This is a genomic window from Cryobacterium sp. MDB2-A-1, assembly GCF_004402675.1.
In the GTDB taxonomy this organism is placed as follows: domain Bacteria; phylum Actinomycetota; class Actinomycetes; order Actinomycetales; family Microbacteriaceae; genus Cryobacterium; species Cryobacterium glucosi.
On the sequence record NZ_SOFK01000011.1, the window covers coordinates 18,797 to 44,166 of the forward strand.

The following is a 25,370-nucleotide window of genomic DNA, read 5'->3' on the forward strand; positions in this document are numbered from 1 at the left end:
CAGCCACGCACCCATAGAATGAGCCGGTGACTATCAGCTCGGATTCAAGCGTTATCGGCCTCGGCATGCCCCGGATTCCCCGGGCACGCAACGTCCTCAAGGATACCCCGGTGGATGGGCCGAAACGGGTGCTGCTCGCTGCCCCGCGCGGCTACTGCGCGGGTGTCGACCGGGCCGTCATCGCGGTCGAGAAGGCGCTCGAGCTGTACGGAGCGCCCGTCTACGTGCGCAAGCAGATCGTGCACAACGTGCACGTCGTCTCCGAACTCGAGAAGCAGGGCGCCATCTTCGTCGACGAGGTCGATGAGGTGCCCCGCGGCTCGCACCTCGTCTTCAGCGCCCATGGAGTGTCGCCGGCCGTCGTCAGCGCGGCCGCTGCGCGGGGGCTGCGCGCGATCGACGCGACCTGCCCGCTCGTCACCAAGGTGCACCGCGAGGCCGTGCGCTTCGCCCGCGATGATTTCGAGATCCTGCTGATCGGCCACGAAGGACATGAAGAGGTCGAGGGCACGGCAGGGGAGGCCCCGGAGCACACGACCCTCGTGGGCAGCCCGGACGAGGCCGACACGATCGTGGTGCGCAACCCGGAGAAGGTCGTCTGGCTGTCGCAGACCACCCTCAGCGTCGACGAGACCATGGAGACCGTGAGCCGGCTGCGCGCCCGGTTCCCGCTGCTGCAGGATCCGCCGAGCGATGACATCTGCTACGCCACCCAGAACCGGCAGGTGGCGATCAAGAAGATCGCCGAGGCCTCAGACCTCGTGCTCGTCGTCGGTTCGGCGAACTCGTCCAATTCGGTGCGCCTCGTCGAGGTCGCCCTCGAATACGGCGCCCGCGCCGCCTACCGGGTCGACTTCGCGAGCGAGGTCAAGCAGGAGTGGCTCGACGGCGTCGCGACCGTCGGAGTGACGAGCGGGGCATCCGTGCCCGAGGAACTCGTGACCGAACTCCTGCGCGACCTCGCCGGCGCCGGATTCGGTGACGTGCAGGAAGTGAAGACCGCCGAGGAGGACCTGCTCTTCTCGCTCCCGAAGGAACTGCGCAAGGACCTCGCGGGCAACAACGACGCACGGGCGCTCGGCGGGCGAGTGACCCGGGTCGAGTAGCGCCGATCATCGTGGGGCGCCGGTGGGGGGCGCCCGCGTGGATGCCTACGGCTGGCTGTAGAAGTCGATCAGCGTCGGGTCGGTGGTCACGACGACCATCATGAAGGCGAAGATCACCACGAGCGCGATCACCGCGCCGATCACCGGGACGTAGAACGCCCGCTTGCGGCGTGAGATGAGCAGGATCGCCGCGGCGGCGGTGAGCAGCCAGACGATCGCTTCGGTGATTCCGCCCGCCGTGACGAGCCCGGCGACGGAGGAGTCCGGCACGTAGGTACCGAGGTGGGACTGGGTGTAGAGCATCTGGATGGCGTCGGGGAGGGCGTTGAGCACCCCGATCGACATGAAGGTCGCGGCGAGGCCGAGCGCGAGCAGGCCGAGGGTGACCCGCCGGTCCCAGGCGGGAACATCGGGCCTGGCCGGTCCGGTCAGAGTACCAAGCGACGGCGCGGAGACAGCGGAGTTCGGGCCAGCGGTTGGCGAGCGTGGCGTGGTGACGCCCGGATCCCAGCTCCAGCCCTCAGGGGCCAGCTCCCCGTAGCGGGGCTGGGGCCGGGGGTCCCGGCGGGGGCTGTCAGGGACGTTTTCGCTGGGCACGGGGGAGCCGTTCGACTAATTTGCGGGTGAGGAAGGCGACGGGGTGCGTCTTCATATAGGTGAGGTGCGCCCGGAGACCGGCTACTTCGCCGGCCAGGGCATCCCTGGCGGCGGAGGTGGCGACGAGCTCGGCCGTCGCGGCGTCCCGTTCGGCCAGGGCGGTTGCTTTGTCAGCGGCGAGGAGGTCCGCCTCGAGGCGGGCCTGGGCGGCTGTGACGAGGGCGGCATCCGTGTTCTTGAGCGCCTCGTTCTCGGCGGCGATCCGGTTCGCGAATCCGAGGATCTCGTCGGGTGGTGTTGCACGCGTGCGGATCGGCGCGGTGTTCCGCGGCAGGGAGGCCAGGGGGATCGCGACTCCGACGTACTGGTAGACGTGGCTGTCCGTGGCCTTGAGGAGGTCGAAGAACGTCTCGTCCGCGGTGAGTCCGAGGCCGGCAAGACGTTCGGTCACCCAGCGTTCCGGATATTCCGAGACGACGGGGTCCTCCTCACGGATGCCGTAACCGGCGGCCGTGAACATGTCTTCGATCTCGAAGGCATCGTAGAAATGCAGGTGGGTCTTGTCGAGCAGCCCGGTCTCCGTGTAGGTGAACCGGCCCTCGAGCAGGTCCAGCCGTACGGAAAGGTGACCCATATTGGGAATCGAGTAGACCACGACTCCGCCGGGCCGCAGCAGGGCGCGAATGGCCACGAGGGTCGCGCGCGGGTCTGGCAGGTGTTCGAGGACGTCGGCGAACAGCACGACGTCGAAAGCTCCGAGCCCGGCGACGGCGGCCGTGTCGCTCACGTCGAGCACGTAGGCCTCGGAGATCTTGCCCCGCGCCTCGTCGATGTCGACCGGATTCAGGTCGACACCGACGACGGTGCAGTTATTCATCTGTTCCAGGGCTTCACCGAAATTTCCGGCCGAGCACCCCACATCCAGCACCCTCGATCCTTCAAGAATGAAGGAGAGCATGTTGGACCAGCTGTTGTTGCGGGTTCCCCGCACGAACAGGTGGCTGGAGTACGCCGATGTTTCGCCCATTGGATGAATTTACTCCGGATTAGCTCTCCGAGTGTCCAGCGGAGCCGAGCTGCTGGGTGGCTTCGACGACGCGGGCGGCCATCGCCGTCTCGGCGACCTTGCCCCAGGCGCGCGGGTCATACAGCTTCTTGTTGCCGACTTCGCCGTCGATCTTGAGGACGCCGTCGTAGTTCTTCAGCATGTAGCCGGCGACGGCACGCGTGAACGCGTACTGGGTGTCGGTGTCGATGTTCATCTTCACGACGCCGTTGGCGACGGCTTCGGCGATCTCGTCGGCGGTCGAGCCGGACCCGCCGTGGAAGACGAGGTCAAGCGGCTTCGGGCCGGTGCCGTACTTGGCGGCGAGGCCGTCCTGGATCTCCTTGAGGAGCTCCGGGCGCAGCTTGACGTTGCCGGGCTTGTAGACACCGTGGACGTTGCCGAAGGTCAGCGCGGCCATGTAGCGGCCGTCTTCGCCGAGGCCGAGGGCGTCGATCATGGCGCTCGCGTCGGCGAGGGTCGTGTACAGGTTCTCGTTGATGTCGCCCTCGACACCGTCTTCTTCGCCTCCGACGGCGCCGATCTCGACCTCGAGGATCGCGTTGATGTTCTTGGTGCGCTTGAGGATGTCCTTCGCGATGACGAGGTTCTCGGCGAGCGGGATGGCGGAACCGTCCCACATGTGCGACTGGAAGATCGGGTTGCGCCCGGCCTTGACTTCGGCTTCCGAAGCGGCGATGAGGGGGAGGACGAAGTCGTCCAGGGCGCCCTTGGGGCAGTGGTCCGTGTGCAGGGCAACGGTAACGGGGTAATTGTCGGCGACGGACTGCACGAAGTGAGCCATGGCGAGCGCACCGGATGCGCGGTTCTTGACCGTGTGGCCGGCGAAATAATCGGCGCCACCGGTGGTGACCTGGATGATGCCGTCGGAGCCGGCTTCAGTCAGGCCCTGCAGGACGGCATTAATGCTCTGGGAAGACGCAACGTTGAACGCCGGGTAAGCGAAACCCTGGGTCTTGGCTTTGTTGAGCATCTCTGCATACTGGTCTGGGGTTGCGATGGGCATGTTTCTGCGTCTCCTCGGTTGTACAGATTCGGTCTTCCCATCCTACCGATGGCGGCTGGATGGCTGGACGGGAAACATCAGCCGTTCCCGCTGGGCGGGCGCTAGGCTCTTAAACGGCAGCGTTGGGCGACCGGCGCCGGCCCAACGCTGGGCCTTGCCACTGCCGCACTCTTCGTCCGGGAAGGACCATCTGTGAACAGCCCCGAAATCGCCCCCAATTTCACCCACCCGGACCGAAACCTGGCCATGGAGCTGGTGCGCGCGACCGAAGCCGCGGCTATCCGCGCGGTGCCGTTCATCGGCCGCGGAGACAAGAACGCGGCTGACAAGGCCGCCGTCGACGCGATGCGAGTCTTCCTCGGTACCGTCAACTTCGATGGAGTCATCGTCATCGGCGAGGGCGAGAAGGACAAGGCCCCGATGCTCTTCAACGGCGAGCACGTCGGAAACGGCACCGGTCCGGCCTGCGACATCGCCGTGGACCCCATCGACGGCACGAGCCTCACGGCCGAGGGGCGCCAGAACGCGCTCTCGGTGATCGCCGTATCGTCCCGGGGCACGATGCTCGATGCCTCCTCGGTGTTCTACATGGACAAGATCGTCACGGGCGCCGCCGGCTTCGGCGTCGTGCACCTGGACCAGCCGATCGGCGACAACCTGCGCGCGCTGTCCCAGGCCACCGGCAAGCCCATCGGCGAGATGGTCGTCGCCGTGCTCAACCGTCCGCGCCACGAAGGCCTGATCGACGCGATCCGGAGCGCGGGAGCCGGCACCCGTCTCATGTCCGACGGCGACGTCGCCGGCGGCATCAACGCCGCCCGTTACGGCACCCGCATCGACATGTGCGTCGGTATCGGCGGCAGCCCGGAGGGCATCACGACGGCGTGCGCGCTCAAGGCACTCGGCGGCTTCATGCAGGGCCGACTCGCCCCCAAGGACGACGCCGAACGTGCCAGGGCCATTGCTGCCGGACTCGACGTCGACAAGGTGCTCGACCTCGACGACATGGTCTCGGGAGACAACACCTTCTTCGTCGCTACCGGCGTGACCGACGGCGGTCTCGTCGACGGCGTGCGTCGTAAGGGTCCGATCATCCGCACCGAGAGCATCGTCATGCGCGGCAAGTCCGGCACCGTCCGCCGGGTCGTGGCCGACCACCTCGCCGCCAAGTGGCTGTAGCCCGCGGGCACTGACCTCGCACTGACCGCACCCCCGCATCTCCCTACAACAATCGCCGTTTCGGCCGAGTACCCCCGTTCTTCGGGAGACGCTCGGCCGGAACGGCGATTGTCGTATTGCGCCCGCTCAGTCCGCGCGGTGGGCGGATGCCTCGAGTTCTGCCTCGGCGAGTCCCGCGGCTTCCAGTTCGGTCACGAACTCCCAGGCGACGAGTTCCCGCGGGGACTCCTCGACGCCCGCCAGCGGGGCGAGCACTTTGGACTCGTCGAGTGCGTTGAGCTTGCGCGCCGTCGGCAGGACCTGGCGTTCCATCGAACCGACGAAACCGTTGTAGTCCTTGACGGTGCGCTCGATGGAGCGCCCCAGCTTCTCGATGTGGGTGGCGGTGACGGCCAGCCGGGCGTAGAGCTCGCGGCTGAGGTCGAAGAGCATTTTCGCGTCGTGCGTGAGCACATCCTGTTGCCAGGTGAACGCGACGGTCTTGAGCACCGACCAGAGCGTCACGGGGGAGGCGAGCGCGACCCGTTTGGAGAAGGCGAACTCCATGATCGAAGGGTCGGCTTCGAGAGCGGACGACACGAGCGACTCGCTCGGGATGAACGCGATCACGATCTCGGGGGAGGCCTCGAGGCCCTGCCAGTATGCCTTGCTGCCGAGGGCGGTGATGTGGTCGCGCACTGCCTTCACGTGGGCGCCCAGGAGAGCCGTGCGCCGTGCGCCCTCCGCACCGGTGGCCGTCGCCGGGATCTGGCTCGCCTCGAGGAACGCCGTGAACGGCACCTTGGCGTCGACGGCGATGTTCTTGCCTCCGGGCAGGTGCACGACCATGTCAGGCCGGCCGGCGCCCGCGTCTGAGCTGATGCTCGACTGCACGTCGAAATCGACCCGCTCGATGAGCCCGGCGGCCTCGACGACGCTGCGCAGCTGGGTCTCGCCCCAGACTCCGCGCGTGTTGTTGGCGCGCAAGGCGGAAGCCAGTGACTCGGCGGTGCTGCGCAGGCGCTCTTCGGATTCAGTGGCACTGCGGAGTTGCTGGCTGAGCTCGCCGTGCTGCAGGCTGCGCTGGGCCTCGAGTTCGGAGACCTTCAGCTGCATGTCGTGCAGGCTTTCCCGCACCGGGGCCAGGGCCTGCAGGACCTTGCTCTCCCGCTGTTCGCGTTCGGTGCGGGCGGCGGCCTCCTCGCGGTGCCGCTCGTCGAACTCGCGTCCCCGGCGCTGCGCCTCGGCGAGTTGCTCGCGGAGGGCATCCGTCGTGGCCTGCACCGAGGCCAGTTCTTCACGCAGGATGGCCGAGACGGCGGCCTCGGAGGACCGCAGTTCGGCGAGGTCGACCTGGTGGCGGGCTTCGAGAACGGCGGGATCGACGGTGGGCGTGGCTGCGCCGTCCCGGGCGGCGCGGCGTTGCAGCACGATGACCGTGCAGAGGGCGCCGAGTACGGCGCCGAGGGCGATGCCGAGAAGGAGGGTGAGCCAGGGATCCATGTCTCAACCCTGCCAGTGGCCACCGACATTGGCGTCGCGGCAGGCGGGAACCCGCCGAGGAGGGTTCACCGGTCTGGCGACCCGGTGAGCTGGGAGCGCGTCAGGCTTCGAGCGCGAGCGCGAGAGTCAGCATTTCCGGGTCGTTCCGGGTGGTCCGCGACACGACGAGGTGTTCCCGGTTGATCCGCTGCGCGAAGAATCCGAGGTACGGCAGCTGGATGATCGTCGTGAGGCCGCCCTGTCCTGCCGTGACGAGCGCGGGGATGACGCGGTTCTCCGGCAGGGCGCCGAGCGGTGCGGGCATCGTCGTGCGCCACATTCCATAGGCTTCCTGGTCGATGCCGGAGTTCCAGAAGTCCGAGGGCCAGGTCGAGGTCGATGTCGCCGCCCACAGCTCCGCGTCGGTGAGGGTGTCCAGGAGGCGCTGGATCTCCTCGTCCGGGATGCTCACGGTCGGTTCGGCCACGTCGAAGTGGGTCCAGGCCCGCCGCCACTCGGCCAGCCAGCGCTGCACGGCGGCGTCGACGTCGAGGTCGGCCGGCCGGCGCGAGGTACCCGGGTCCGGCTCCGAATCCAGGCGCGGAACGCTGTCGATCTCGAGGTGCCAGGCGCTGCGCACGAAGAGCAGGAAGGTCAGGGGCGACCAGCACTCCTCGACGTTGATCTGCATGTCCTGGGGCCAGGGGCTCAGTGGCAGGTCTTCGGAGTCCACGATGGCGGCCCGGATCGTCTTGCTGCTAGCTCAGGGCCATCGGCCCGTGGACCGCGGCCTTCGCTGCGATGGCGACGGGCCCGATGGCTCCGACCGCGACCTTGGTGATCCGGGCCAGGTCTTCGACCGTGTCCGCGCCGTGCCGTTTCGCCGCGTGGATGATGATGGCGGCGCACGCCTCCGCGTCGGCGAGGGCGTCGTGGTGCGCGAAGTCCTCGAAACCGGCCGCCATCGCGGCGACCGGGAGCCGGTACGAGTCGAGGTGGTACGTGCGGCGGGCGACCTGCAGGCTGCACACATAGCTGAAGTCGGGCACCGGGAGTCCCGCGACCGTCGAGGCGGTCTTGATGACGCCGAGGTCGAAGCCGGCGTTGTGGGCCACGAGGGTGTCACCGTCGGCGAAGGCGACCAGTGCCGGGAGCTGCTGGGCCCAGGTCGGGGCGCCGAAGACATCCGCCGGGTAGATGCCGTGGATCTTGATGTTCCACTTCAGGAACTCGTCGTGCCCGGGCGCGGGCTGGATGAACCAGCCGACCCGATCGGTCACGAGCCCGTCACGCACCTTCACGAGCCCGACCGAACACGCGGAGGCGCTTGAGGAGTTGGCGGTTTCGAAGTCGATCGCGGTGAAGTTGAGGGGCACCCCTTCATGCTCTCACGGCCCACCGACAGGCCCGGCGGGGCCCGCCCGGTACGATGGATTCTCGTGGCTCTTACTATTGCAATCGTCGGACTGCCCAATGTCGGCAAGTCCACCCTCTTCAACGCGTTGACCAAGAACAACGTGCTCGCGGCGAACTACCCGTTCGCCACGATCGAGCCGAACGTGGGGATCGTGAACCTGCCGGACTCCCGGCTCGCCGCGCTCGCCGCGATCTTCGGCAGCGAACGCCTGCTCCCGGCACCGGTGTCCTTCGTCGACATCGCCGGCATCGTGCGCGGCGCGAGCGAGGGCGAAGGCCTCGGCAACAAGTTCCTCGCGAACATCCGTGAAGCGGATGCCATCGCGCAGGTCATCCGCGGATTCGCCGACCCCGACGTGGTGCACGTCGACGGCGCCGTGAACCCGGCCGGCGACATGGAGACCATCAACACCGAGCTCATCCTCGCGGACCTGCAGACCCTCGAGAAGGCCATCAGTCGTTTCGAGAAGGAGGTCAAGGGCCGCAAGATGCCTCCGATCGTGCTCGAGACCGCGCTCAAGGCGCAGGCCGTGCTCGACGCCGGCCAGCCGCTGTCGTCCGCGAAGCTCGACATCGAGCCGATCCGGGAACTCGGCCTCCTCACCGCCAAGCCCTTCATCTACGTGTTCAACGTCGACGAGGCCGTGCTGCAGGACGCCGAGAAGCTTGCCGTGCTGGCCGCCCTCGTCGCCCCGGCCAACGCAGTGTTCCTCGACGCCAAGCTCGAGTCAGAGCTCAGCGAGCTCGACGCGGCCGACGCCGCGGAGATGCTCGCCTCGACCGGCCAGGCCGAGAGCGGTCTCGACCAGCTCGCCCGCATCGGCTTCGACACCCTCGGCCTGCAGACCTACCTGACGGCAGGCCCGAAGGAGACCCGCGCGTGGACGATCCACAAGGGCTGGACCGCCCCGCAGGCCGCCGGCGTGATCCACACCGACTTCCAGAAGGGCTTCATCAAGGCCGAAGTCTTCTCCTTCGACGACCTGATCGCCGCCGGCTCGATCGCCGAGGCCCGCGCCAAGGGCAAGGCCCGTATCGAGGGCAAGGAATACGTCATGCAGGACGGCGACGTCGTGGAGTTCCGCTTCAACGTCTAGCCTCCGGCATCCCAATTTCTGAGCGACGACCGGCAGAGGTGCCGGTCGTCGCTCTTCCGTTGTTGGCGTCGCGTGGATGGCACCCGAACCGCGCAGGAGACTCCGAGCGCGAAACGGCCGGGTGAACTTTCTTCGGCCCGTAGGATTCACACCATGAGCTCCGGCCAGGTATTTGCGCTCCTATGGGGACCGTTCGCGGTTGCATTCGGGGTGACGTTCATCGTGAAGCGCGCTCGGATATCGGAGTTGGCGAGACGCCAACGACGCCAGCAGGGCCTCCGCGTATCGCAGCGAACTCAATCGCCCGCACTGATGGCGGTGAGCGGCGCACTCCTGGTGGTTCTCGGTATCTGCGCATCAATCGGAGCACTCACAGGGCAGATTCGATGAGTGATCACGACGGGCTCGGTTGGCTCACCTCACCAAACGGTCGAATACTTGCGGCGTTGTGGAACATGTTGATCTGTGCGGCCATCGTCGTGGTTTCGGTTGTGATGGGGATGACCCAGACCCCGACCGCATTCATCCTGACAGCTCTCGGCCTCATCATGGAGTGGCAATTTGTGCGCGGATATCTGCGCGCGCGGCAAGCGAAAGTGGCCGAAAAGTAACCGGTCGCGGTCTGCGCTCGTCCGGTTGAGATCCGCTTTCGCGTTAGGCTCGTGCTCCTTGCGATAGTCATCGCAGCAGCATCCATCGAAGGAGACCACCGTGCCCGTCATCGCCATCATCGGAGCCGGACCGGGACTCGGAGCCGCCGTCGCGCGAAGGTTCGGGCGCGAAGGCTTCTCTATTGCCCTGATCGCCAGGAATCAGTCGAAACTGGACGCCATGGCAGCCGAGCTGGCCGCTTCCGGCTTCACCGCGAGGGCGTACGCAGCGGATGTCCTCACGCCGGCATCGCTCGAGGCGGCCCTTGCGCGTGCCGAAGCGGAGCTCGGAGCCATCACGGTGTTGCAGTACAGCCCGCTCCCGTCCCGCGACTACCTGAAGCCGGTTCTCGAGATGACTCCGGAGCTGGCTCTGGAGGCACTGCAGTTCTCGGCCCTCGGGCTCATCCACGCGGCGCGTGCGGTGCTGCCTGCGATGCGGGCGGCAGGGAGCGGCAGCATCATCCTGATCAACGGCGGAACCTCTGTGAAGGCCCGCGCCGGCTTCGCAGGAACCTCGGTGGCCTTCCCTGCCGAGAGCGCCTACGGCGAGATGCTCCACGATGCCCTGTCGGATGAGGGCATCCGGGTCAGCCAGCTTGTGATCCCGGGCGGCATTCCCCAGCTTCAGTTGGCCAACGGCATCGACGGCGTCGCCGATCGCATCTGGGACCTCCACGCCGTCGCCGGACCGTTCCGCACCATGCTCATCCCGCTTGAGGACGGCCGGGAGTAGGTAGCCACCCTGCCCAGCCCGCGACCGCAGGCATCGTCCGGGTGAAGGCTCAGGGTGTGGGCAGGCGGGAGAGCGCCGTCAGGAGCGGTTCCTGCTGTCCGGCCAGACAGACCCGGATCCAGCCCTCGCCGGCGGATCCAAAGGCGGAACCCGGGGCGACGGCCACCCGCTGAGTGAGCAGGAACTTCTCCGCCCACTCGGCGACGTCTCACGCTGTCGTTCTAGAGTTCCTTCGTCAGCCCGCCGTCGATTCTGAAGTCGGCACCCGTGACGTTGCCGGCCCGCCCACTGGCCAGCAGGAGCACGAGGTCCGCGACTTCCCCTGGTTCGGTGAAGCGGCCGGTGGAGAATCCGCCGCCGGCTTCGATGATGCGCTTGCGTGCCTCGTCGGGGGAGACGCCCATGGCCTTAGCGACCGTCGACGCCACCCCGGTTTCGCCCAACCACAGCGGCGTCGAAACCGGCCCGGGGCTGACCGTGTTGAAGCGGATGCCCCGGTCACCGAACTCCTTGGAGAGCGCCTTCGAGAGGTTCCAGACTCCTGCTTTCGCGACGGAATAGTCGATGACTCCGGGGTCGGGAAGGTAAGCGTTCACGGAAGCGATGGTGACCACGGTTCCGCCTCCCCGCTCGATCAGCCGGGGAATGGCCGCTCGGGTCGTGCGCACAACGGCCATCAGATCGAGGTTCAGGGTGTTGAGCCAGTCCTCGTCGGTCACGTCGAGGAATCCCGTAGTGCGCGGTGTGAGCGCACCGACGTTGTTGACGAGGATGTCGAGGCCATCGGCGGCTTCGGCGATCAGCCTGTCCGGGCCGGTCGGGGTCGACAGATCAACCGCAACGAATCGGACAGCGTCGCCGAGAGCGTCGAGTTCGGAGGACGACGATCGGGAGCCTGCGATCACCTGCGCTCCCTCGGCGACGAGCGCGGTGGTCACCGCGAGTCCGATGCCCTTGCTGGCACCCGTGACGACGGCTGTCTTTCCGGCAAGATCGAGATTCATGTTCGGGTTCCTCTGCTCGAAGGTCGAATGGTGAATGTCGTTGAGATGATGGGAGGGGGGTTCCGGCATCCGTGGATCCACGGAACCACTGTTCATTCCACTGTGCAATGGGGCGCCCAACCGCCGGAGCCGAAATCCCACATCAGTCGCGATTTTGGCCTATGCGGGCCGGGACTCTGGGTGCGCTAGCCTTCTGGCTAGGTTGATCAGCAAGAACTCGGGGGAATCGACATGGTGCACGACCTATCCGGACTCACCACGGCAAGGCTCGCCGGAATCCTGGCGCTGGGCCTCCTGCTGTCCGGATGCTCCAGCCAGCACGCGGATGCGCCGGCGCCGGGTTCGACCGCTTCTGCCGTTCCGATCGCCAGCACGATCCAGCCCACCGCGGCGCCTACGTCTGCACCTACGGTGACCGCAACAGCGGCTCCACTTAACCTGAACGACCCGAGCTCGTGGATCATCGGCTTCTCCGGTGTCGGACCGATGGTGCTCGGGGCTGATCTGACTTCGACCAAGGAGTCGATGACCGCCTTCAGCCAGACCCTCTGGGACGAGTGCCCCTCACGTTCTGTCGTCACTTTCGCCGAGGCCGGATCCCCCAGCTTCGTCATCGCCGATCAGGGCGGCGACGGCATCATCCAGCAGGTTGTCGTGCAGACCGGGGAGAGCGCGGCTGGCTCCGCCACGTCGTCGGCGCGGACGAGTGCGGGAATCGGAATCGGTGCCACGCTCGACCAGCTCACGATCGCGTACCCCGCGATCACGTACCAGGATGCCGGCACTCCCATCGCCCAGTACGCACGGGCCAGCGGAGAGGGGAAGTGGATCCATTTTGTGGTGCTGGAGGACAAGGTGAGCCAGATCATCGTGTCGCCGCAGGCCGGCATCGCTAAAGAACTCTGCGGCTAGTTCGATACTCTGAAGGCGGATGCGGCGCTAGCGTGGGCGGCACCACAAACGAAGAGGGGCCGCATGTCGTACATTGTCGACTTCGTGAACGTATCGACCGTCGGACTTGAATCGTCGCCGGTGGCGGACGCGCTCGCCGGCTTGCGGGCCAACGAGGCGCGCTACTTCAAGAACAAATACGATCATGTCTTCACCGTCAGCCCTGTGAGCGACGCTCCGGACGTGCTCGAGTGGGTGAGCCGCATCCTCAGGGAGGAGCGTGACATCGTCATCGCCTCGAGCCCGCTCGAGGTGACCGCCTTCGAAGTCGAGGGAACTCGGATGGCCTACGTGTTCTACGAGTCCGGATTGTCGATCAACGTCATGTACGGCATCGAGGACGGTCAGAAGCGAGCCGTCGGGTTCAAGCTCGCCGATGGCATGGAGGTGCCCGAAGAACTGGCCACTCGATTCAAATTCGCAAGGCAGAAATCGAAACTGGCCGGCGTCATCCGGGGTTCCTACTTCGTGATCAAGGGCGAGTACTGAGTTCCCGACCCGTCGACGTCGATAGTCCGTGGCGCACCTGTGGCACCGTCCGGACGAGTGTGGCTTAGGCGCCGGCTTGTCCTCAACAAAGTGCTTCTGACCGGGTTTTCCACAGGTGATTCGTGGGCGTGCGGATGCCTCAAGAATGTCGGTGGTCGTTCGTAGAGTGACCGGTATGACAACTGAAAATACCTCAGAACCTCAGCCCGAAAGCACGGCGGAACCCCCGCCCGGGACCCCGCCCGACAGTCCTCCCGACACCTACCTGAACCCCCGGCATCTGAGCCTTGTGGATCCGCCCCTCGCCGATTTCTATGACGCGATCCGGGAGGCGGACCGGGAGATGAACCGGGCCGCCGCTCGCCGGGCGGCCGCGATCTACACCGCCCAACGGGTGCTCGCCGATGTCGGCCGGGCCCGCGCGGACGCCGCAGGACGCGCCGGTGGGCCTCGCCCGCCGTGGTCTCCGGAGGAAGCCACGAAAGAGGAGTTCACCTGCGAGGTCGGCGCTCTGCTCCGGTTGCCGCGCCGGACGGCGGAGACCCTGATTGAAGCCAGCCGCACCCTCGCCGAAGACCTCCCCGCAACCCGGGAGGCCCTCGCGACCGGGGCGATCAGTTACCGGCACGCGCAAGTGATCATGGAGCAGGCCTGGGGCATCCGGGTCGATGACCCGGAAGCGGCCGCGCGGGCCCGTGCCGTATTCGAGGAAGTCCTCGTGCCCGACGCGGAAGTGCTGACCGTGGCGAAGCTCGCCGACCGGGCCCGGAGGGTGCGGGAGCGCACCCACCCGGAGACCATCACCGCGAGGCACCAGAAAAGCGTCGAAGATCGGCACGTGGTGTTCCAGGCCCTCAACGACGGCATGGCGTCGCTGTATCTGACCGGGGATGCGGAGAAGGTGCAGGCTGCCTACCACCGCACCCTCGACACCGCGCTGACCCTGCAGGGCCCGGAGGAGTCACGCACCCTGACGCAGATCGCGGCGGATGTGCTCACCGATGTCCTGATCGGTGGGGTCACCCCGGACGGACTCGGTGCCGGGGTGGCCGCGCAGGTCAACGTCACCGTCCCGGTGCTGACCCTGCTGGGGAAGAGCGAGGAACCCGGGTACCTCGCCGGGTACGGACCGATCGACCCCGACACGGCCCGGCGTCTCGCGGCGGGTGCGCCGAGCTTCACCCGGCTGCTCACCCACCCGGAAACCGGCGTCGTGCTCTCGATGGGACGCGACACCTACAAACCGCCCGCGGCTTTGAAGAAGTGGCTCGAGGTACGGGATGAAACCTGCACCTTCCCCGGGTGCCGCCGCTCCGCCAAACGGTCCGACCTCGACCACAGTGTGGAGTGGCAGCACGGCGGGGAGACCGACGCGATGAACCTCGCCCACCTCTGCCCGTATCACCACGCGGTGAAGAGCTACACACGGTGGTCGCCGAGGCACCTCGGCGATGGTCGCATCGAATGGACCTCCCCGGCCGGGTACAGCTACATCGTCGAACCCTCCGCGGATATGAGACCACCCCGGAAACCCAAACCCGAACCGAAACCACCGGTCCCGATCGTTGACGTCTGGAACCTTGACCCCGCACCCGACGACCCCGACGACCCGACACCGTTCTAGAACGGACCTGGGCCGACGCCGTCTAGCGACGGCGACGGCGCCGACTGCGGATGAGGTACTCGGCGACCGTCAGGTTCAGGACCCAGGCGGCACCCATCAGGACCGCGCGGGAGGGCTCGTCCTGCGCCCCGAAAAGGATCGCCCCCGGGATCAGCAGCAGCGCCTGCGTGCCCGCGGCGACGGCTATCGCGTAGGCCCGAGTCATCCACTCGCCGTGCCTGACGAAATCGCGGCGCAGGATCGCGCGGATACCGAGAACGAGGCTCACGGCCATCGCCGATCCGAAGAAGAGCCGAATCACGCCGAGGGCGATGCCGTCACCCGGCGGGTGCGGGTAGAACACCACCATCCACAGGCCGGACAGCGCGGAGAGCAGGCCGGCGGGGATGAGGATGACTCCCGCGATGCGGTGCCACCTGCTCGCCCGGCGCCGCAGGGCGGGAACGAACTGGAGGGCGCCGAGGAGGCAGAAGACGGTCACGCTGACGATGTGCGTGACGACGGGCATGGGGGAGTCGAGGAACCGGACGTTGTGCTCGGTGGCGGTGGAGCCCCCCGTCAGCTCGGTGAGGCGCGCAGCCCCGGCGAGAATCGGGATGAGGCTCAGCAGGATCAGTCCGGCCGGTGCGAGCCATTGCGGCCGCGGAGTTCGCGTGCGTGCCCGGGTGCGATCAGCGCGAGGAACCGCGGCAGCCGGCCTGTCCTGCGTTGCACCGTCTTGTGTCGGCCTGTCCCGTGTCGCCTTGTCCCGTGTCGACGTGTCTCGAGTGATCTTGTGGTTCGTCACCGGTCACTCCTTGTCAGGACGTTGACCGAGATCAACGTGGCTCCGAGGTCTGCGACCCGTCTCAGTAGCCCGTGCAGGGCGGCCTGGTCCACGACCGGGCCGGTGAGGGTCGTTGTCCCGTCGTTCGCCTCGGTCAGCCGGAAGCCGTCGAACCAGTCGGTCCAACAGGCATCCAGCTGCCCCTGAAGCCGGATCTCGTAGGTGTCGAGTTCACCGCGCCCGAGGGGCGCAACGTGTCCGTTTTTCATGTCATTCCTCCTCGGTGGTCCGGCGAATCCGGGTCAGACCGTCGGCGTCGTGTCGAGCCGTGCAGGGTTGACCGCCGCGGGCGCCGTCGTTGTGCGCAGGTTCGACCACAGGGAGTATCCGAGCCAGATCAGGGCCAGGCCCATGGGGATGGCGGCCATCCGTTCGAGGGTGTGCGGGAGCAGTGCGCCCGCGATGGGCGTCACGGCCGCTGCGACGATCAGAAGGATGCCGGCCCCGCGTGACAGGACACGGGCGCGGAGGATGGAGATGCCGAACAGCAGGGCGCCGACGACGTAGAGCAGACCGCCGACCTGGGGGAGCGCCGCGAGGGGGCCGAGGTCGTTCACGGCCGGGTAGCGGCCGAACAGTCCGACGATGTCCACGGCGAGCTGGGGGGCTGCGGTCGCGACCAGCGGCGCGATGAGGGCTTCGGTGAAGTTGAAGGATGCCTGCAGGATGAAGAAGAATCCGAACATCAGGTAGGCGATCAGGCCGAGCAGCCCGAACTTCTGCACCTGCCGCAGGTAGATTCCGGTGAGACCGATCATGGCCAGAACGGCCATGCCGAAGCTGAGGACGTGCACCGTGATCCACATCTGAGTGGAGAGCGAGGCGACCACGTCGGCCGGGTGGATGAACTGGATGATGATGTAGATGAGCCCGGAGAGTGCGGCCGCTCCGGCGGCCGCGCGGGTGAGGGTGGATGTCGTGATGCTCATGAGAGGCTCCGATGTTCTGCGTGACTCAGGCGGTTGCCTGAAGACACCCTGAATCTAGGGAGACATGTGATGACGGGGCATCACTCCACGTGGTGATCCCTGTGGTGATTGTCAGACGAGGCCGAGCTTTTCAGCGCGACGGATCGCATCCGCCCGGTTGGTGACCTCGAGTTTGCCGAAGATATGCCGGGTGTGGGTGCGCAGGGTGTTCACGGAGACGTACAGTTCGCGGGCGATCTCGGGCCCGCTCAACTCGGTCGCCAGAAGCCTGAGCACGTGCAGTTCGCGTTCGCTCAGCGTTTCGGCGAGCGGCCGGGCGGATGCCCCCGGATCGTCCTCGCGCACGAACGCCGCGCTGAGGCCGCGAGCATAGTCGGGGGCGATTCCCTCGTCGGCTGCCGTTCGGAGAAGCGCGGCCATCGGCTCGCCCTCGTCCAGGAAGAGCCGTACGTACCCCTCTGGTTCCGCCTGGGCGAGGGCGCGCGCGAGCGGGCGGAGCGCCAGGTCCGTGTTGCCGGCTGCCGCGTGCGCCAACGTCTGCAGGACCAGGATCTCGTTCAACCGGCCGGCGCGGCCACCGGCATCCGCCGCTTCGAGCAAGCGGTCGAGCAGGGCCGCTGTCGCGTCGAGGGAGCCGGCCTGTGGATCGGACGTGTGCCGTGCGATCGAGAGCCTCGCCAGCGTGAGGTGGTCGAACTCGCGCAGGTAACCCGGCGCATCCGTTGTCGCGAGCCCCTGGCTGTCTGCCCAGCCCTGGGCATCACCGAGCCGTCCCTGCTTGACCCAGAGCCGGGCCTTCATCGCGGCAAGAGGCCGCACCTCCGGGAAGAACCCGGGCCGGTACAGGCGCTCCGCGGCGCCGACCGCGTCAAGGGCGTCGTCGAGTCGTCCCTCCGCCTCGTCGATCCGGGACATCGCGGCGAACCAGCGATACCGGTTTTCGGGCAGGGACGCCCGCTCGCCGAGTGCCTGGCCGATCAGTAATTGCTCCCGGGCGGCGGGCAGGTCGGAGCGTTCACGAAGGAGCTCACTGACGGCGACGTGGAGGTCTGCCGTCGACTGGGGAACCGGCTCTCCCTGTTCCGCCGCGAGGCGCAGGGCATCCTCGCAGGCGCGCTGGGCGTCTCGCAACCGCCCCTGTTGGATGAGGAGGTCGGCCATGACGATCGTGGTGCCGAGCATGTCGGCCAGGTTGCCGGATCGCCGGAGGCTCGTCGCGACCTCGCCGAACGCGTCGACCGCGGCGCCGAGGTCGCCGACGGCCCAGGACGCCAGCCCGAGAAAACCGGATGCTGCGCCGCGCCCGAAGTGGTCGTCGGGGCCGGTGAGATCGAGGGCCCGGCGCGCCTGCACCTGGGTTCCCGCGACGTCGCCGCGCGCCTGTGCGACCGCGGCACGGTACAGGGCGATCGTGACGGGGAGTATCCGCAGTTCCTCGCCTGCTGCCGAATCATGGGCCGGCGTGCCGTCGTCCGTTGGTGCGCCGAGAGCCCGCTCGGCGTCCGCCAGCAACGGTTCGACGGCATCCACATCACCGGACACGAGCAATGACCAGGCGCGGTAGACGCCCAGAACGGGCCTGCGCCTGATGACGTCGCCCGGAAGCAGCGCGAGCCAGCCGAGCAGGGTCGCATCCTGCCTGCTCTTGCGCACGCCGGGCACCGTCGACTCGATCACCCGGGCGGCCCGCCCGAAATCCCCGGCGGCCAGGGCCTGAGCGACTGCATCTTCCGGCAGCCCATTCCGTTCGAACCACTCGCTGGCGCGCCGGTGCAGGTCCGGTACCCGGTCGGGACCGTCCGCAAGCACGCGAGCCGTCAGCACGTCGGCGAAGAGGTGGTGATAGCGATACCACTCGCGCCGGTCGTCGAGGGGGACGACGAAGAGGTTGTCCCGCTCGAGGGCCGCGAGCATCTCGCCGCTGTCGGAGCGACCGGTGACCGCGTCGCACAGGGGAGCGCTCAGTCGGCCGAGGATCGCGGTGTCGAAGAGGAAGGCGCGGACGTGATCGGGCTGGCGGTGCAGCACCTCTTCGGCGAGGTAGTCGATCACGAACCGGTGACTGCCGGTGAAGCCCTGGATGAAACCGCCCACGTCCGAGCGGTCCCGCATGGACAGTGCCGCAAGCTGGAGGCCTGCGATCCAGCCCTCCGTCCGGGTGTCGAGGGCGGCGACGTGCGCGGGGGAGAGCCCCAGGTGCATGACCTCGTTCAGGAACGCTGCGGCCTCATCGGGAGTGAAGCGCAGGTCCGCGGCACGCAACTCGGTCAACTCGCCCCGCGCGCGCAGCCTGGCCAGCGGCAGGAGCGGGTCGGAGCGACTCAGGATGGCCAGGTGCAGGTTCGGCGGCAGGTGATCGATCAGGAACACGAGCCCGTCGCGGATCGTGCCGTCCTCGATGAGGTGGAAGTCGTCGAGCACCAGGACCATCGGGTGCTGTGCTGCCGCCACGTCATTGATGAGCGCGGCCATCGTGCCCTCGATCGACGAAAGCGGAAGTGCGTGTGCATCCGCGGCGACCGCGGGATCGGCTCGGTGCAGGGCCGCTACGAGGTACGTGAGGAACCGTGAGGGATCGTTATCGCTCGCGTCGAGCGAGAGCCAGGCGACACGAGCGCCGGGTTCACCGGCCACGGTGTCGGCGATCCACTGGCTCGCCACCGTGGTCTTACCGAATCCGGCCGGCGCCGACAGAAGAGTCGCCCGGTGACCGGCGCGGAGCCCCTCCCGCAAACGCGCGATGAGGCGGGGGCGGGAGACGGCGTTCGGTCGGGGCGACGGGATGAAGAGCTTCGTGGCCAGAACGGGCAGGGGCGATTCGCTCATTCGCTCATCAGAGCACCTCGGCCGGCTTTCGGCAACAACGGCGCCGCGTCACGTGGCGGGCACGGCGGCGACATTGAGCGCCTCGATGTCCGCATAGAGTCGTTCCACCTCCGTGCGCGCCGCCGGGGCTGCGGCTTCGGCCGCGTCGAGTTCGCTCTGACGCTGCGACTGGTCTGCCTCCCTCGTCGCGAATTCGGCCAGTCTGCCGGCCAGATAGCTGCCATACGGCTCACCGCCCGCGGTGCCGCCGGAGTCTGCAACGTAGGTGCGGGCGCGGACCTCCGGGGAGAGAGCGTTGTACTCATCGGCCTGCCGGTTGTACCAGGCGCGGTCGGCGGCCAGTTGCGCACGGTCGGCCTGCAACTGCGCGCCCGCGTCCGCGTTCGCCTGTTCCCGGATGGCGAGGGCATCGGCCTTCGCGCTGTAGTCGGCCTCCAGGCCGTCCCGGAGGGCGCGGTCGGCGTCGTGGATCGCGACGAGCGCACCCCGGTCGCGGAAATAGCGGGCGTAGTACGCCTCGAGCGCCGGGTCGACCGCATCGGCGATCTCGGTCCCGAAATACGCGAATTCCTCGGTAGACCGGTTCTCGGCCGCCGACCCCACCGAGGAATCGACGCTGGCCTGAATCGGGTCGTCCGCCGCAATGGTGGACCAGCGCTTGTCGAGGAGCGCGTCGAGGCGCGCCTGCTCGCCGGACGTGAGCCGGGCGTACGCGGCGTGCAGGAACTCGTGGGCAGCCGTCACCACGATCTGGTCGGCCAGCCTGGCGTCGGTGGGGCGGAAGATCGCTATCCGTCCGAAGTGTTCCCCGAGACCGTAGAAGCAACCGACGGTCGCGAAGTCCCCGTGGACGGTCCCATCCGGTGTCCCTTCGCAGGCCTTGCGAAAATCACCGCTGTCGAGGAGCTGCGGACGTGTGGTCAGGAAGATATCCCTGCCTTCGTCACTGAAGCCGATCCGGTCGGCGATCGGCGAGAGATCCGCCGAGAGCGAGTACGCTGCGGCACCAGCGAGCGGGCTCGACGGGAGGTAGGTGGCGGCCAGCGTCACACCGGCGACGGTCCCGAGCACGATTCCGAAGACGGTGCCCCGCAGTCGCCACGGGGGCGGTCGCCGCGCCGGGCGCGGGGCCCAGTCCTGGCCGGATTCGAAGAGCGTCACCCGCGGAGTATGACACGCGCGCGTGAACCAGGAGGCATCCGCTCCGGTCGGCTCGCCCCGCATACCCCGAAGGCGGGGTACCGTCGCCGATGCACCCGGATCGGCAAACCGCGCCAGCCGTTTCGGGCGCGGGCTGCCGAAGCGGGCACGCTGATCACTCCGGCAGGCGCTGTCGCTGCCGCTGGTTTCTCGCGGCGTCGACCGCGCGGCCCTGTCCCGCCGGTGGCACAATGGCGGCATGACGCTGCACATCACCGGCGACGACGCCTCAGACGCCCTGCTCAGCGAAGACCCGTTCGCCCTCCTGGTCGGGATGCTCCTGGACCAGCAGGTACCGATGGAGACGGCATTCGCCGGGCCGGCCAAGATCCGGGACCGGATCGGCACCCTGGATCCCGCGAGGATTGCGGCGTTCGACGCCGATTCCTTTGTCGAAGTCTTCCGAACGACGCCGGCCGTGCACCGTTTTCCCGGCTCGATGGCCGGACGGGTGCAAGCGCTCGCCGAGGTCGTCGCGCGGGACTGGAACAGCGACGCCTCCGCGATCTGGGCCTCCGGGGCCCCCGACGGCGCAGAGGTGCTCCGTCGACTCAGGGCGCTGCCCGGTTTCGGCGAGCAGAAGGCGAAGATCTTCCTGGCCATCCTCGGGAAGCGATTCGCTCTCGCCGCGCCGGGCTGGCAGGAGGCGTCTGCGCCGTACGGGCAGGACGGCTCGCACGCATCCGTTGCCGACATCGTCGATGCCGAGTCGCTCGCGCGGGTACGGGAGACCAAGCGGGCGGCCAAGGCGGCCGCGAAGACGACGGCCTAATCTCGTCGTTACGCCGTTACGGCCATTACAGGAGGCGGATGCCGGTGGCCGGCTGAGTCCGTGTCAGCAGTAGAACTGGCCGAGGCCGGCGGGGGCCGCGATCGCAGACAACACGCCCCCCTGCCCGACGAGGGCAGCGCCGCCGTACGGCTTGCCCTCCGCGTTCCGGCCGGCGACCTCGAAGACGAGGGGACCGGTGCCGTCGTTGTACTCGTCGATCTTCTGGTCGGCGGGGAGATTCGCGGCGCTCGCGGAGACATCCGTGCCGACGACGAGCCCCGTGCTGGACTGCACGGTCACCCCGGCGGCGCCCACCTGCGCGGAGCGGGCCTGGACTGTCCAGGTGTAGAGCGGCGGGCTCTCGGTGTCTGGAACGTTGACGAGGAACCCGGCGGCCCAGGAGTACGTGGTTGCCGCCCCCGAGCAGCCGGTCTCGGGGTCGGCGCGGGCCACGGTCGGCGCGACCCCGATCGCCGCGGAGAGGAAGGCGACCATGGCCGGGGCGCCGTCGGAGTACGGGGTCGTCGCGATCGTCGCGCCGGTCGCGTCGATGGTGCTGACGGTGAGCGCGCCGATCGAGAGGCGGGCGGCGCTCGCCGTGGCTGTGGGCGCAGGCGAGACCAGCGCAGGGGAGGGGGACGGGGTTGCGAGCGGGGACGAATCGGCTGCGGTGCCCCCCGTGGCCGGCCCGGCGCATCCGCTCAGCAGGAGCGCGACGGCACAAGCCGCAGCAAGGAACAGGACCGGACGTCTCATCGTGCATCCCCCATCACAGGGACGACGAAAATCACCCCTGACCAGAAGCTTCGCACGTCTTCCCTCTCCTGTCACTGTGAGGGATCCAGCCCGGACCGGTGGGAAGGACCGGTTCCGGGATCGAGACACGCGGCGCCTGCTGCCGGTCACCACGATCGCCGACGGCGAACGGAAGCCCAGTGCCGGTAGCCGCGGACATCCGCTTGTCGATACAGTCGAGTTCTTCGCGCCGGACGACCGATAGGAACGATTGTGGACCTGACCCACCTCAACTGGCTGGCGATTCTGGCCGCCACCGTCGCCGCCTTCATCGCGGGCGGCATCTGGTTCGGCCCGAAGACGTTCTTCCCGCTCTGGTGGAAACTGATGGGCAAGGACCCGGCGGCGGTGCCGGGCGCCGCCAGCAACATGGCCGTCGTCTTCGGTGCGACGGCCGTCGCCGCGTTCGTCGAAGCCGTCAGCGTCGCCGTCGTGATCTCGTTCGTCGCGCCCGCCACTCCCGGTTTCGGCCCGCTCCAGGGCGCACTCACCGGCTTCCTGCTCGGCATCGGGCTCGCCGCTGCCTCGTCGCTCTCGCACCGGCTCTTCGCCGGGGCCGGATTCCGGGTCTGGCTGATCGAGGTCTCGAGCGACGTGCTCAATCTCACGATCATGGGCCTGATCATCGGGAGCTGGCGCTAACCGCCTGATGCTCGACCCCTCGACTACGGTGGGGAAGTGACCGATACCCTGCCCCCGTGCCCCGAATGTTCCAGCGACCTCGCCTACGAGATGGGCGCACTGCTCGTCTGCCCGCTGTGCGGGCACGAGTGGGCCGCGGCCGACGTGAGCCTGACGGCCGACCCGGGTGACGCATCCGCCGAGCGCGTGATCACGGATGCCTTCGGAACCGTCCTCGCGGACGGCGACACCGTCACCGTGATCAAGGACCTCAAGGTCAAGGGCAGCTCGACCGTGGTGAAGGTCGGCACGAAGGTGCGCGGCATCCGCCTGGTCGACGGCGTCGGCGACCACGACATCGACTGCAAGATCGACGGCGTCGGAGCGATGCAGCTGAAGTCGAGCGTGGTCAAGAAGGCCTGACCCGAGGCCACGCAAGGTCACGCGACGACCGGTCAGTCCTCGACGCTCGTGACGCCTCCCTCCTGGACCCCCGGAGCCTGGGTGCCGGCGGACGGGGCACTGACGCGCGGACTGATGTTCTGATTGACGCGGAACACGTTGTCCGGGTCGTAGACGGCCTTCACCTCCGCGAGCCGCTCGTAGTTCGGCCCGTAGTTCTGCGCGATCCTGCCCTGATCGTCGGCGTCCATGAAATTGATGTAGCCGCCGGGCTCGGCAAAGGGGTGCAGCGCCTCCCAGTAGTCCCGAACCCAGCGGATGTTCGCCGCATTGTCCGCGGGGTCGTGCCACATCCCGGCGATGACCGGCGCGAAGTCCACGTTCCGGTAGGGGAATGCCGTCGCCCCCGGTGCGACCCGCTGCACCGCCCCGTCGATCGGGTAGTAGTGGTTCGCGGACTCCATGCTCGGGATCCGGCTGCCGAAGTCGACGGCGACCCGCAGCGCGTCATCGCTCAGGGAGGCGAGGAAGTCCGCCTTCCAGTACGCCTGCATGCCCTTCGGCAGCATCGGGTCGAACAGACCGTTCAGCACGGGGTACGGGAGCGGCCCGACAAACGAACCGGCGACGGGCGCGGCGTCGAGGATCGGCTGCCAGCGCTTCTCGCCCTCGTCGAGGGGTCCGGTCCAGGCGCCGACGATGACGCAGGCGGGTTGACCGTGCCACTGCTCGGGCAGGAACGGCACCGGCGGTCCCTGGTGGAACCCGAGGAACACGCCGAACTCCTCCGGGGCGTTCGCGATGAAATCCCGGTAGAAGCGGCCGACGGTGTCTGCCTCCGCCGCGGGGTAGATCACCAGGCCCCCGTAGATGGTGGAGACCGGGTGCAGCCGGAACTCGAGCGAGGTGACCACTCCGAAGTTACCGCCCCCGCCGCGCAGCGCCCAGAACAGGTCCGCGTTCTCGGTTTCACTCGCCACGAGGAACCGTCCGTCCGCGGTCACGACATCGGCGGAGAGCAGGTTGTCACACGACAATCCGAATTGCCGCGAGAGGTACCCGATTCCGCCGCCGAGGGTGAGCCCGGACACGCCCGTCGAGCCGATGATCCCGCCGGTCGTTGCGAGGCCGAAGGCGTGGGTCGCGTGGTTGAAGTCCGCCCAGGTCGCCCCGGGCCCGGAACGTGCCGTTTCCGCGGCCGGATCGACCCGAACACCGGTCTGCGCGACGAAGTCGATGACGAGGCCGCCGTCGACCGTGCCGAACCCGGGGGCGCTGTGCCCGCCGCCGCGAACGGCGACGGGGAGTTCGTGTTCCCTGGCGAACGCGACGCTCGTCATCACGTCGGCGACCTGCGAGGGCCTGACGACGACGGCCGGACGTTTGTTGATCATCCCGTTGTAGACGGCTCTCGCGTCGTCGTACCCCGGGTCGTCAGGTCCGATCACGGATCCGCGGACTCGTTCACGCAGAGAGTCAAGGGTGAAGGGTGCCATGATTCCTCCTTTGGACGGCATGCCCGGAACCGGTCCGGGCCCTCACGGCGTCCGTAATACACCCATCGCGGGCCGTGGTCAAGGCACCGCAGGAGGGTGGGAATCAGGCCCGTCGGCCGTCCCTACTTCGTGCCGTCGACGACCGGCGACCACACGGCCCTGGCGCCGGAATCGCCCACGACGACGACCGAAACGACGGATCCGACGCTCGTCAGGGCCACTGCGACAGCGAGTACGACTGTCAGGGCCGTGCGGGTTCCCGGGGAGGGGATCCGGGCGCCGTACTTCTGCCCGGTCCCGAAATACCGGAACCACAGCCACTGGGCCGCAGCCACGAGAAACAGCCCGAAGACCCACGGCCGCACGGTCTCGCCGATGGCGACGTGCGCCCCGCTCAGCGCGGTCGGGGTGATGATCTGCGCCAGGGCCTCCCCGGCTTGCACGGTCAGCAGGGTCGCGCCGAGCGCGGCGAACGCGAGCAGCGGCGTGACGATGCCGAGCCGCCGCCGGGCGGCCGGCCAGACCAGAGTCAGGATCGTGCACAGGGCGGCAAGAGGGATCAGGATCACGCTCGCGTGCACGAGAAGTGGGTGCAGGGGAAGCCCGGCGATCACCCAGTTCATGCGGAAGCCATCCGCTGGACGGACTCTGAATCGATTCGCCGTGGTTCTCTGATGATCGTGCCCTTCCTCGGGGTGGACGAGACCACCCTATCGGGCGGGCCGGTCACGCCGCTCAGCGGGACTGGCGGCGCCCCTTGGGCTTCGGCGCGCCCTTGACCGCGGGTGCCCGGCCCTGGCCCTTGGAGGCTTTCGCCTTGCCGCCGGCCTTCGCCGGCTTCTGCGGGGCTGCTGCTGCAGCGGGCTTCCGCACCACGGGACGCGCGACCTCGAGCAGCTCGAGTCCGGCGCTCGTCAGGGTGGGCACGTCGTCGACGGTGACGAACAGTTCGCCGCCGACCTCCTCCTCGAGCTTCCTGATGGAGATCAGGAGGGTGGCGCGGGTCATGTTGAGGGTCTTCGCCGCGGCACCCCAGTTAGTGGCTTCGGCGGTCGTGACGAAACGCCGGAGCAGGGTGGTGTCCACAAGAAAGCCCTTCGAACTGCCGCCGTGCCGGTCAC

General features: G+C 68.0%; 27 protein-coding genes. 11 read left to right on the forward strand and 16 right to left on the reverse strand.

Annotated elements, in window-relative coordinates:
* Nucleotides 1-65: 65 nt before the first annotated feature.
* Nucleotides 66-1,106: a 4-hydroxy-3-methylbut-2-enyl diphosphate reductase gene (locus E3O39_RS02470; protein ID WP_134449618.1), complete on the forward strand. Its 1,041-nt coding sequence runs from the start codon at nucleotides 66-68 to the stop codon at nucleotides 1,104-1,106.
* Nucleotides 1,107-1,151: 45 nt separating this feature from the next.
* On the opposite strand, the gene E3O39_RS02475 is transcribed toward E3O39_RS02470, so the two are convergent.
* Genes E3O39_RS02475 through fbaA form a run of 3 tightly spaced genes read right to left on the reverse strand, consistent with a single transcriptional unit; the run spans nucleotide 1,152 to nucleotide 3,775 of the window.
* A complete protein-coding gene (locus E3O39_RS02475) occupies nucleotides 1,152-1,703 on the reverse strand; it encodes a DUF6264 family protein (RefSeq protein WP_134449496.1) in 552 nt (183 codons plus the stop codon).
* Entirely contained in the window at nucleotides 1,681-2,730 is a 1,050-nt protein-coding gene (locus tag E3O39_RS02480; RefSeq protein ID WP_134449497.1) for a bifunctional 2-polyprenyl-6-hydroxyphenol methylase/3-demethylubiquinol 3-O-methyltransferase UbiG, read from the reverse strand. The genes E3O39_RS02475 and E3O39_RS02480 overlap by 23 nt, the downstream gene beginning before the upstream one ends.
* 19 nt (nucleotides 2,731-2,749) lie before the next feature.
* Nucleotides 2,750-3,775 carry a class II fructose-bisphosphate aldolase gene (gene fbaA / locus E3O39_RS02485; protein WP_134449498.1) on the reverse strand — a complete coding sequence of 342 codons (1,026 nt, stop codon included), beginning with the start codon at nucleotides 3,773-3,775 and terminating at the stop codon, nucleotides 2,750-2,752.
* A gap of 246 nt (nucleotides 3,776-4,021) precedes the next feature.
* On the opposite strand from fbaA, the gene glpX reads away from it, so the two are divergent.
* Nucleotides 4,022-4,954, forward strand: coding sequence for a class II fructose-bisphosphatase (glpX, locus tag E3O39_RS02490; RefSeq protein ID WP_134449619.1), 933 nt, complete (start codon nucleotides 4,022-4,024; stop codon nucleotides 4,952-4,954).
* Nucleotides 4,955-5,080: 126 nt separating this feature from the next.
* Here the strand turns inward: glpX and rmuC are convergent, their stop codons facing one another.
* The 3 genes from rmuC to E3O39_RS02505 all read right to left on the reverse strand — a co-directional run bounded on the left by rmuC (nucleotide 5,081) and on the right by E3O39_RS02505 (nucleotide 7,791).
* Nucleotides 5,081-6,436 carry a DNA recombination protein RmuC gene (gene rmuC / locus E3O39_RS02495; protein WP_134449499.1) on the reverse strand — a complete coding sequence of 452 codons (1,356 nt, stop codon included), beginning with the start codon at nucleotides 6,434-6,436 and terminating at the stop codon, nucleotides 5,081-5,083.
* A 100-nt stretch (nucleotides 6,437-6,536) separates the two neighbouring features.
* Nucleotides 6,537-7,148: a hypothetical protein gene (locus E3O39_RS02500; RefSeq protein ID WP_134449500.1), complete on the reverse strand. Its 612-nt coding sequence runs from the start codon at nucleotides 7,146-7,148 to the stop codon at nucleotides 6,537-6,539.
* A 25-nt stretch (nucleotides 7,149-7,173) separates the two neighbouring features.
* Nucleotides 7,174-7,791, reverse strand: a complete 618-nt coding sequence (locus E3O39_RS02505) for an exonuclease domain-containing protein (protein WP_134449501.1) — start codon at nucleotides 7,789-7,791, stop codon at nucleotides 7,174-7,176.
* Nucleotides 7,792-7,854: 63 nt separating this feature from the next.
* Between E3O39_RS02505 and ychF the strand changes: the two genes are divergently transcribed.
* The 3 genes from ychF to E3O39_RS02520 all read left to right on the forward strand — a co-directional run bounded on the left by ychF (nucleotide 7,855) and on the right by E3O39_RS02520 (nucleotide 10,314).
* Entirely contained in the window at nucleotides 7,855-8,928 is a 1,074-nt protein-coding gene (gene ychF, locus E3O39_RS02510; protein WP_134449502.1) for a redox-regulated ATPase YchF, read from the forward strand.
* Between the two features lie 386 nt (nucleotides 8,929-9,314).
* On the forward strand, nucleotides 9,315-9,539 hold the full coding sequence (locus tag E3O39_RS02515) for a hypothetical protein (RefSeq protein ID WP_134449503.1): 225 nt from the start codon (nucleotides 9,315-9,317) through the stop codon (nucleotides 9,537-9,539).
* A 100-nt stretch (nucleotides 9,540-9,639) separates the two neighbouring features.
* A complete protein-coding gene (locus E3O39_RS02520) occupies nucleotides 9,640-10,314 on the forward strand; it encodes an SDR family NAD(P)-dependent oxidoreductase (RefSeq protein WP_134449504.1) in 675 nt (224 codons plus the stop codon).
* Nucleotides 10,315-10,535: 221 nt separating this feature from the next.
* Here E3O39_RS02520 and E3O39_RS02530 read toward each other — a convergent pair whose 3' ends face one another.
* Nucleotides 10,536-11,318, reverse strand: a complete 783-nt coding sequence (locus E3O39_RS02530) for an SDR family oxidoreductase (RefSeq protein ID WP_134449505.1) — start codon at nucleotides 11,316-11,318, stop codon at nucleotides 10,536-10,538.
* A gap of 231 nt (nucleotides 11,319-11,549) precedes the next feature.
* On the opposite strand from E3O39_RS02530, the gene E3O39_RS02535 reads away from it, so the two are divergent.
* From E3O39_RS02535 to E3O39_RS02545, 3 genes are all read left to right on the forward strand, one after another.
* Nucleotides 11,550-12,230 carry a hypothetical protein gene (locus E3O39_RS02535; RefSeq protein WP_134449506.1) on the forward strand — a complete coding sequence of 227 codons (681 nt, stop codon included), beginning with the start codon at nucleotides 11,550-11,552 and terminating at the stop codon, nucleotides 12,228-12,230.
* Between the two features lie 63 nt (nucleotides 12,231-12,293).
* A complete protein-coding gene (locus tag E3O39_RS02540; RefSeq protein WP_134449507.1) occupies nucleotides 12,294-12,758 on the forward strand; it encodes a phage tail protein in 465 nt (154 codons plus the stop codon).
* Nucleotides 12,759-12,933: 175 nt separating this feature from the next.
* A complete protein-coding gene (locus E3O39_RS02545) occupies nucleotides 12,934-14,382 on the forward strand; it encodes an HNH endonuclease signature motif containing protein (protein ID WP_166787383.1) in 1,449 nt (482 codons plus the stop codon).
* 22 nt (nucleotides 14,383-14,404) lie between these two features.
* Here E3O39_RS02545 and E3O39_RS02550 read toward each other — a convergent pair whose 3' ends face one another.
* The 5 genes from E3O39_RS02550 to E3O39_RS02570 all read right to left on the reverse strand — a co-directional run bounded on the left by E3O39_RS02550 (nucleotide 14,405) and on the right by E3O39_RS02570 (nucleotide 20,124).
* Nucleotides 14,405-15,169: a DUF2306 domain-containing protein gene (locus E3O39_RS02550; protein WP_241984950.1), complete on the reverse strand. Its 765-nt coding sequence runs from the start codon at nucleotides 15,167-15,169 to the stop codon at nucleotides 14,405-14,407.
* Nucleotides 15,166-15,417, reverse strand: coding sequence for a hypothetical protein (locus E3O39_RS02555; RefSeq protein WP_134449509.1), 252 nt, complete (start codon nucleotides 15,415-15,417; stop codon nucleotides 15,166-15,168). Before E3O39_RS02555 ends, E3O39_RS02550 begins: the two co-directional genes overlap by 4 nt.
* A gap of 33 nt (nucleotides 15,418-15,450) precedes the next feature.
* Nucleotides 15,451-16,137 (reverse strand): hypothetical protein, encoded by a 687-nt coding sequence (locus E3O39_RS02560; protein WP_134449510.1) that lies wholly within the window; start codon nucleotides 16,135-16,137, stop codon nucleotides 15,451-15,453.
* A gap of 111 nt (nucleotides 16,138-16,248) precedes the next feature.
* Nucleotides 16,249-18,963: a LuxR C-terminal-related transcriptional regulator gene (locus E3O39_RS02565; RefSeq protein ID WP_134449511.1), complete on the reverse strand. Its 2,715-nt coding sequence runs from the start codon at nucleotides 18,961-18,963 to the stop codon at nucleotides 16,249-16,251.
* Nucleotides 18,964-19,011: 48 nt separating this feature from the next.
* On the reverse strand, nucleotides 19,012-20,124 hold the full coding sequence (locus tag E3O39_RS02570) for a hypothetical protein (protein WP_134449512.1): 1,113 nt from the start codon (nucleotides 20,122-20,124) through the stop codon (nucleotides 19,012-19,014).
* Between the two features lie 238 nt (nucleotides 20,125-20,362).
* Between E3O39_RS02570 and E3O39_RS02575 the strand changes: the two genes are divergently transcribed.
* The gene (locus tag E3O39_RS02575; protein WP_134449513.1) at nucleotides 20,363-20,935 is read left to right on the forward strand and encodes an HhH-GPD-type base excision DNA repair protein; all 573 of its coding nucleotides are present in this window, start codon (nucleotides 20,363-20,365) and stop codon (nucleotides 20,933-20,935) included.
* Nucleotides 20,936-20,998: 63 nt separating this feature from the next.
* Here the strand turns inward: E3O39_RS02575 and E3O39_RS02580 are convergent, their stop codons facing one another.
* Nucleotides 20,999-21,691: a hypothetical protein gene (locus E3O39_RS02580; protein WP_134449514.1), complete on the reverse strand. Its 693-nt coding sequence runs from the start codon at nucleotides 21,689-21,691 to the stop codon at nucleotides 20,999-21,001.
* Between the two features lie 252 nt (nucleotides 21,692-21,943).
* Between E3O39_RS02580 and E3O39_RS02585 the strand changes: the two genes are divergently transcribed.
* Both E3O39_RS02585 and E3O39_RS02590 read left to right on the forward strand, forming a co-directional pair.
* On the forward strand, nucleotides 21,944-22,372 hold the full coding sequence (locus tag E3O39_RS02585; RefSeq protein ID WP_166787384.1) for a DUF1761 domain-containing protein: 429 nt from the start codon (nucleotides 21,944-21,946) through the stop codon (nucleotides 22,370-22,372).
* A gap of 36 nt (nucleotides 22,373-22,408) precedes the next feature.
* The gene (locus E3O39_RS02590; RefSeq protein ID WP_134449516.1) at nucleotides 22,409-22,774 is read left to right on the forward strand and encodes a zinc ribbon domain-containing protein YjdM; all 366 of its coding nucleotides are present in this window, start codon (nucleotides 22,409-22,411) and stop codon (nucleotides 22,772-22,774) included.
* A gap of 32 nt (nucleotides 22,775-22,806) precedes the next feature.
* On the opposite strand, the gene E3O39_RS02595 is transcribed toward E3O39_RS02590, so the two are convergent.
* From E3O39_RS02595 to E3O39_RS02605, 3 genes are all read right to left on the reverse strand, one after another.
* A complete protein-coding gene (locus E3O39_RS02595) occupies nucleotides 22,807-24,249 on the reverse strand; it encodes an FAD-binding oxidoreductase (RefSeq protein ID WP_134449517.1) in 1,443 nt (480 codons plus the stop codon).
* Between the two features lie 122 nt (nucleotides 24,250-24,371).
* Nucleotides 24,372-24,872, reverse strand: a complete 501-nt coding sequence (locus E3O39_RS02600) for a DUF2231 domain-containing protein (RefSeq protein ID WP_134449518.1) — start codon at nucleotides 24,870-24,872, stop codon at nucleotides 24,372-24,374.
* A 112-nt stretch (nucleotides 24,873-24,984) separates the two neighbouring features.
* Nucleotides 24,985-25,335, reverse strand: a complete 351-nt coding sequence (locus E3O39_RS02605) for a LysR family transcriptional regulator (RefSeq protein WP_134449519.1) — start codon at nucleotides 25,333-25,335, stop codon at nucleotides 24,985-24,987.
* Between the last annotated feature and the right edge of the window lie 35 nt (nucleotides 25,336-25,370).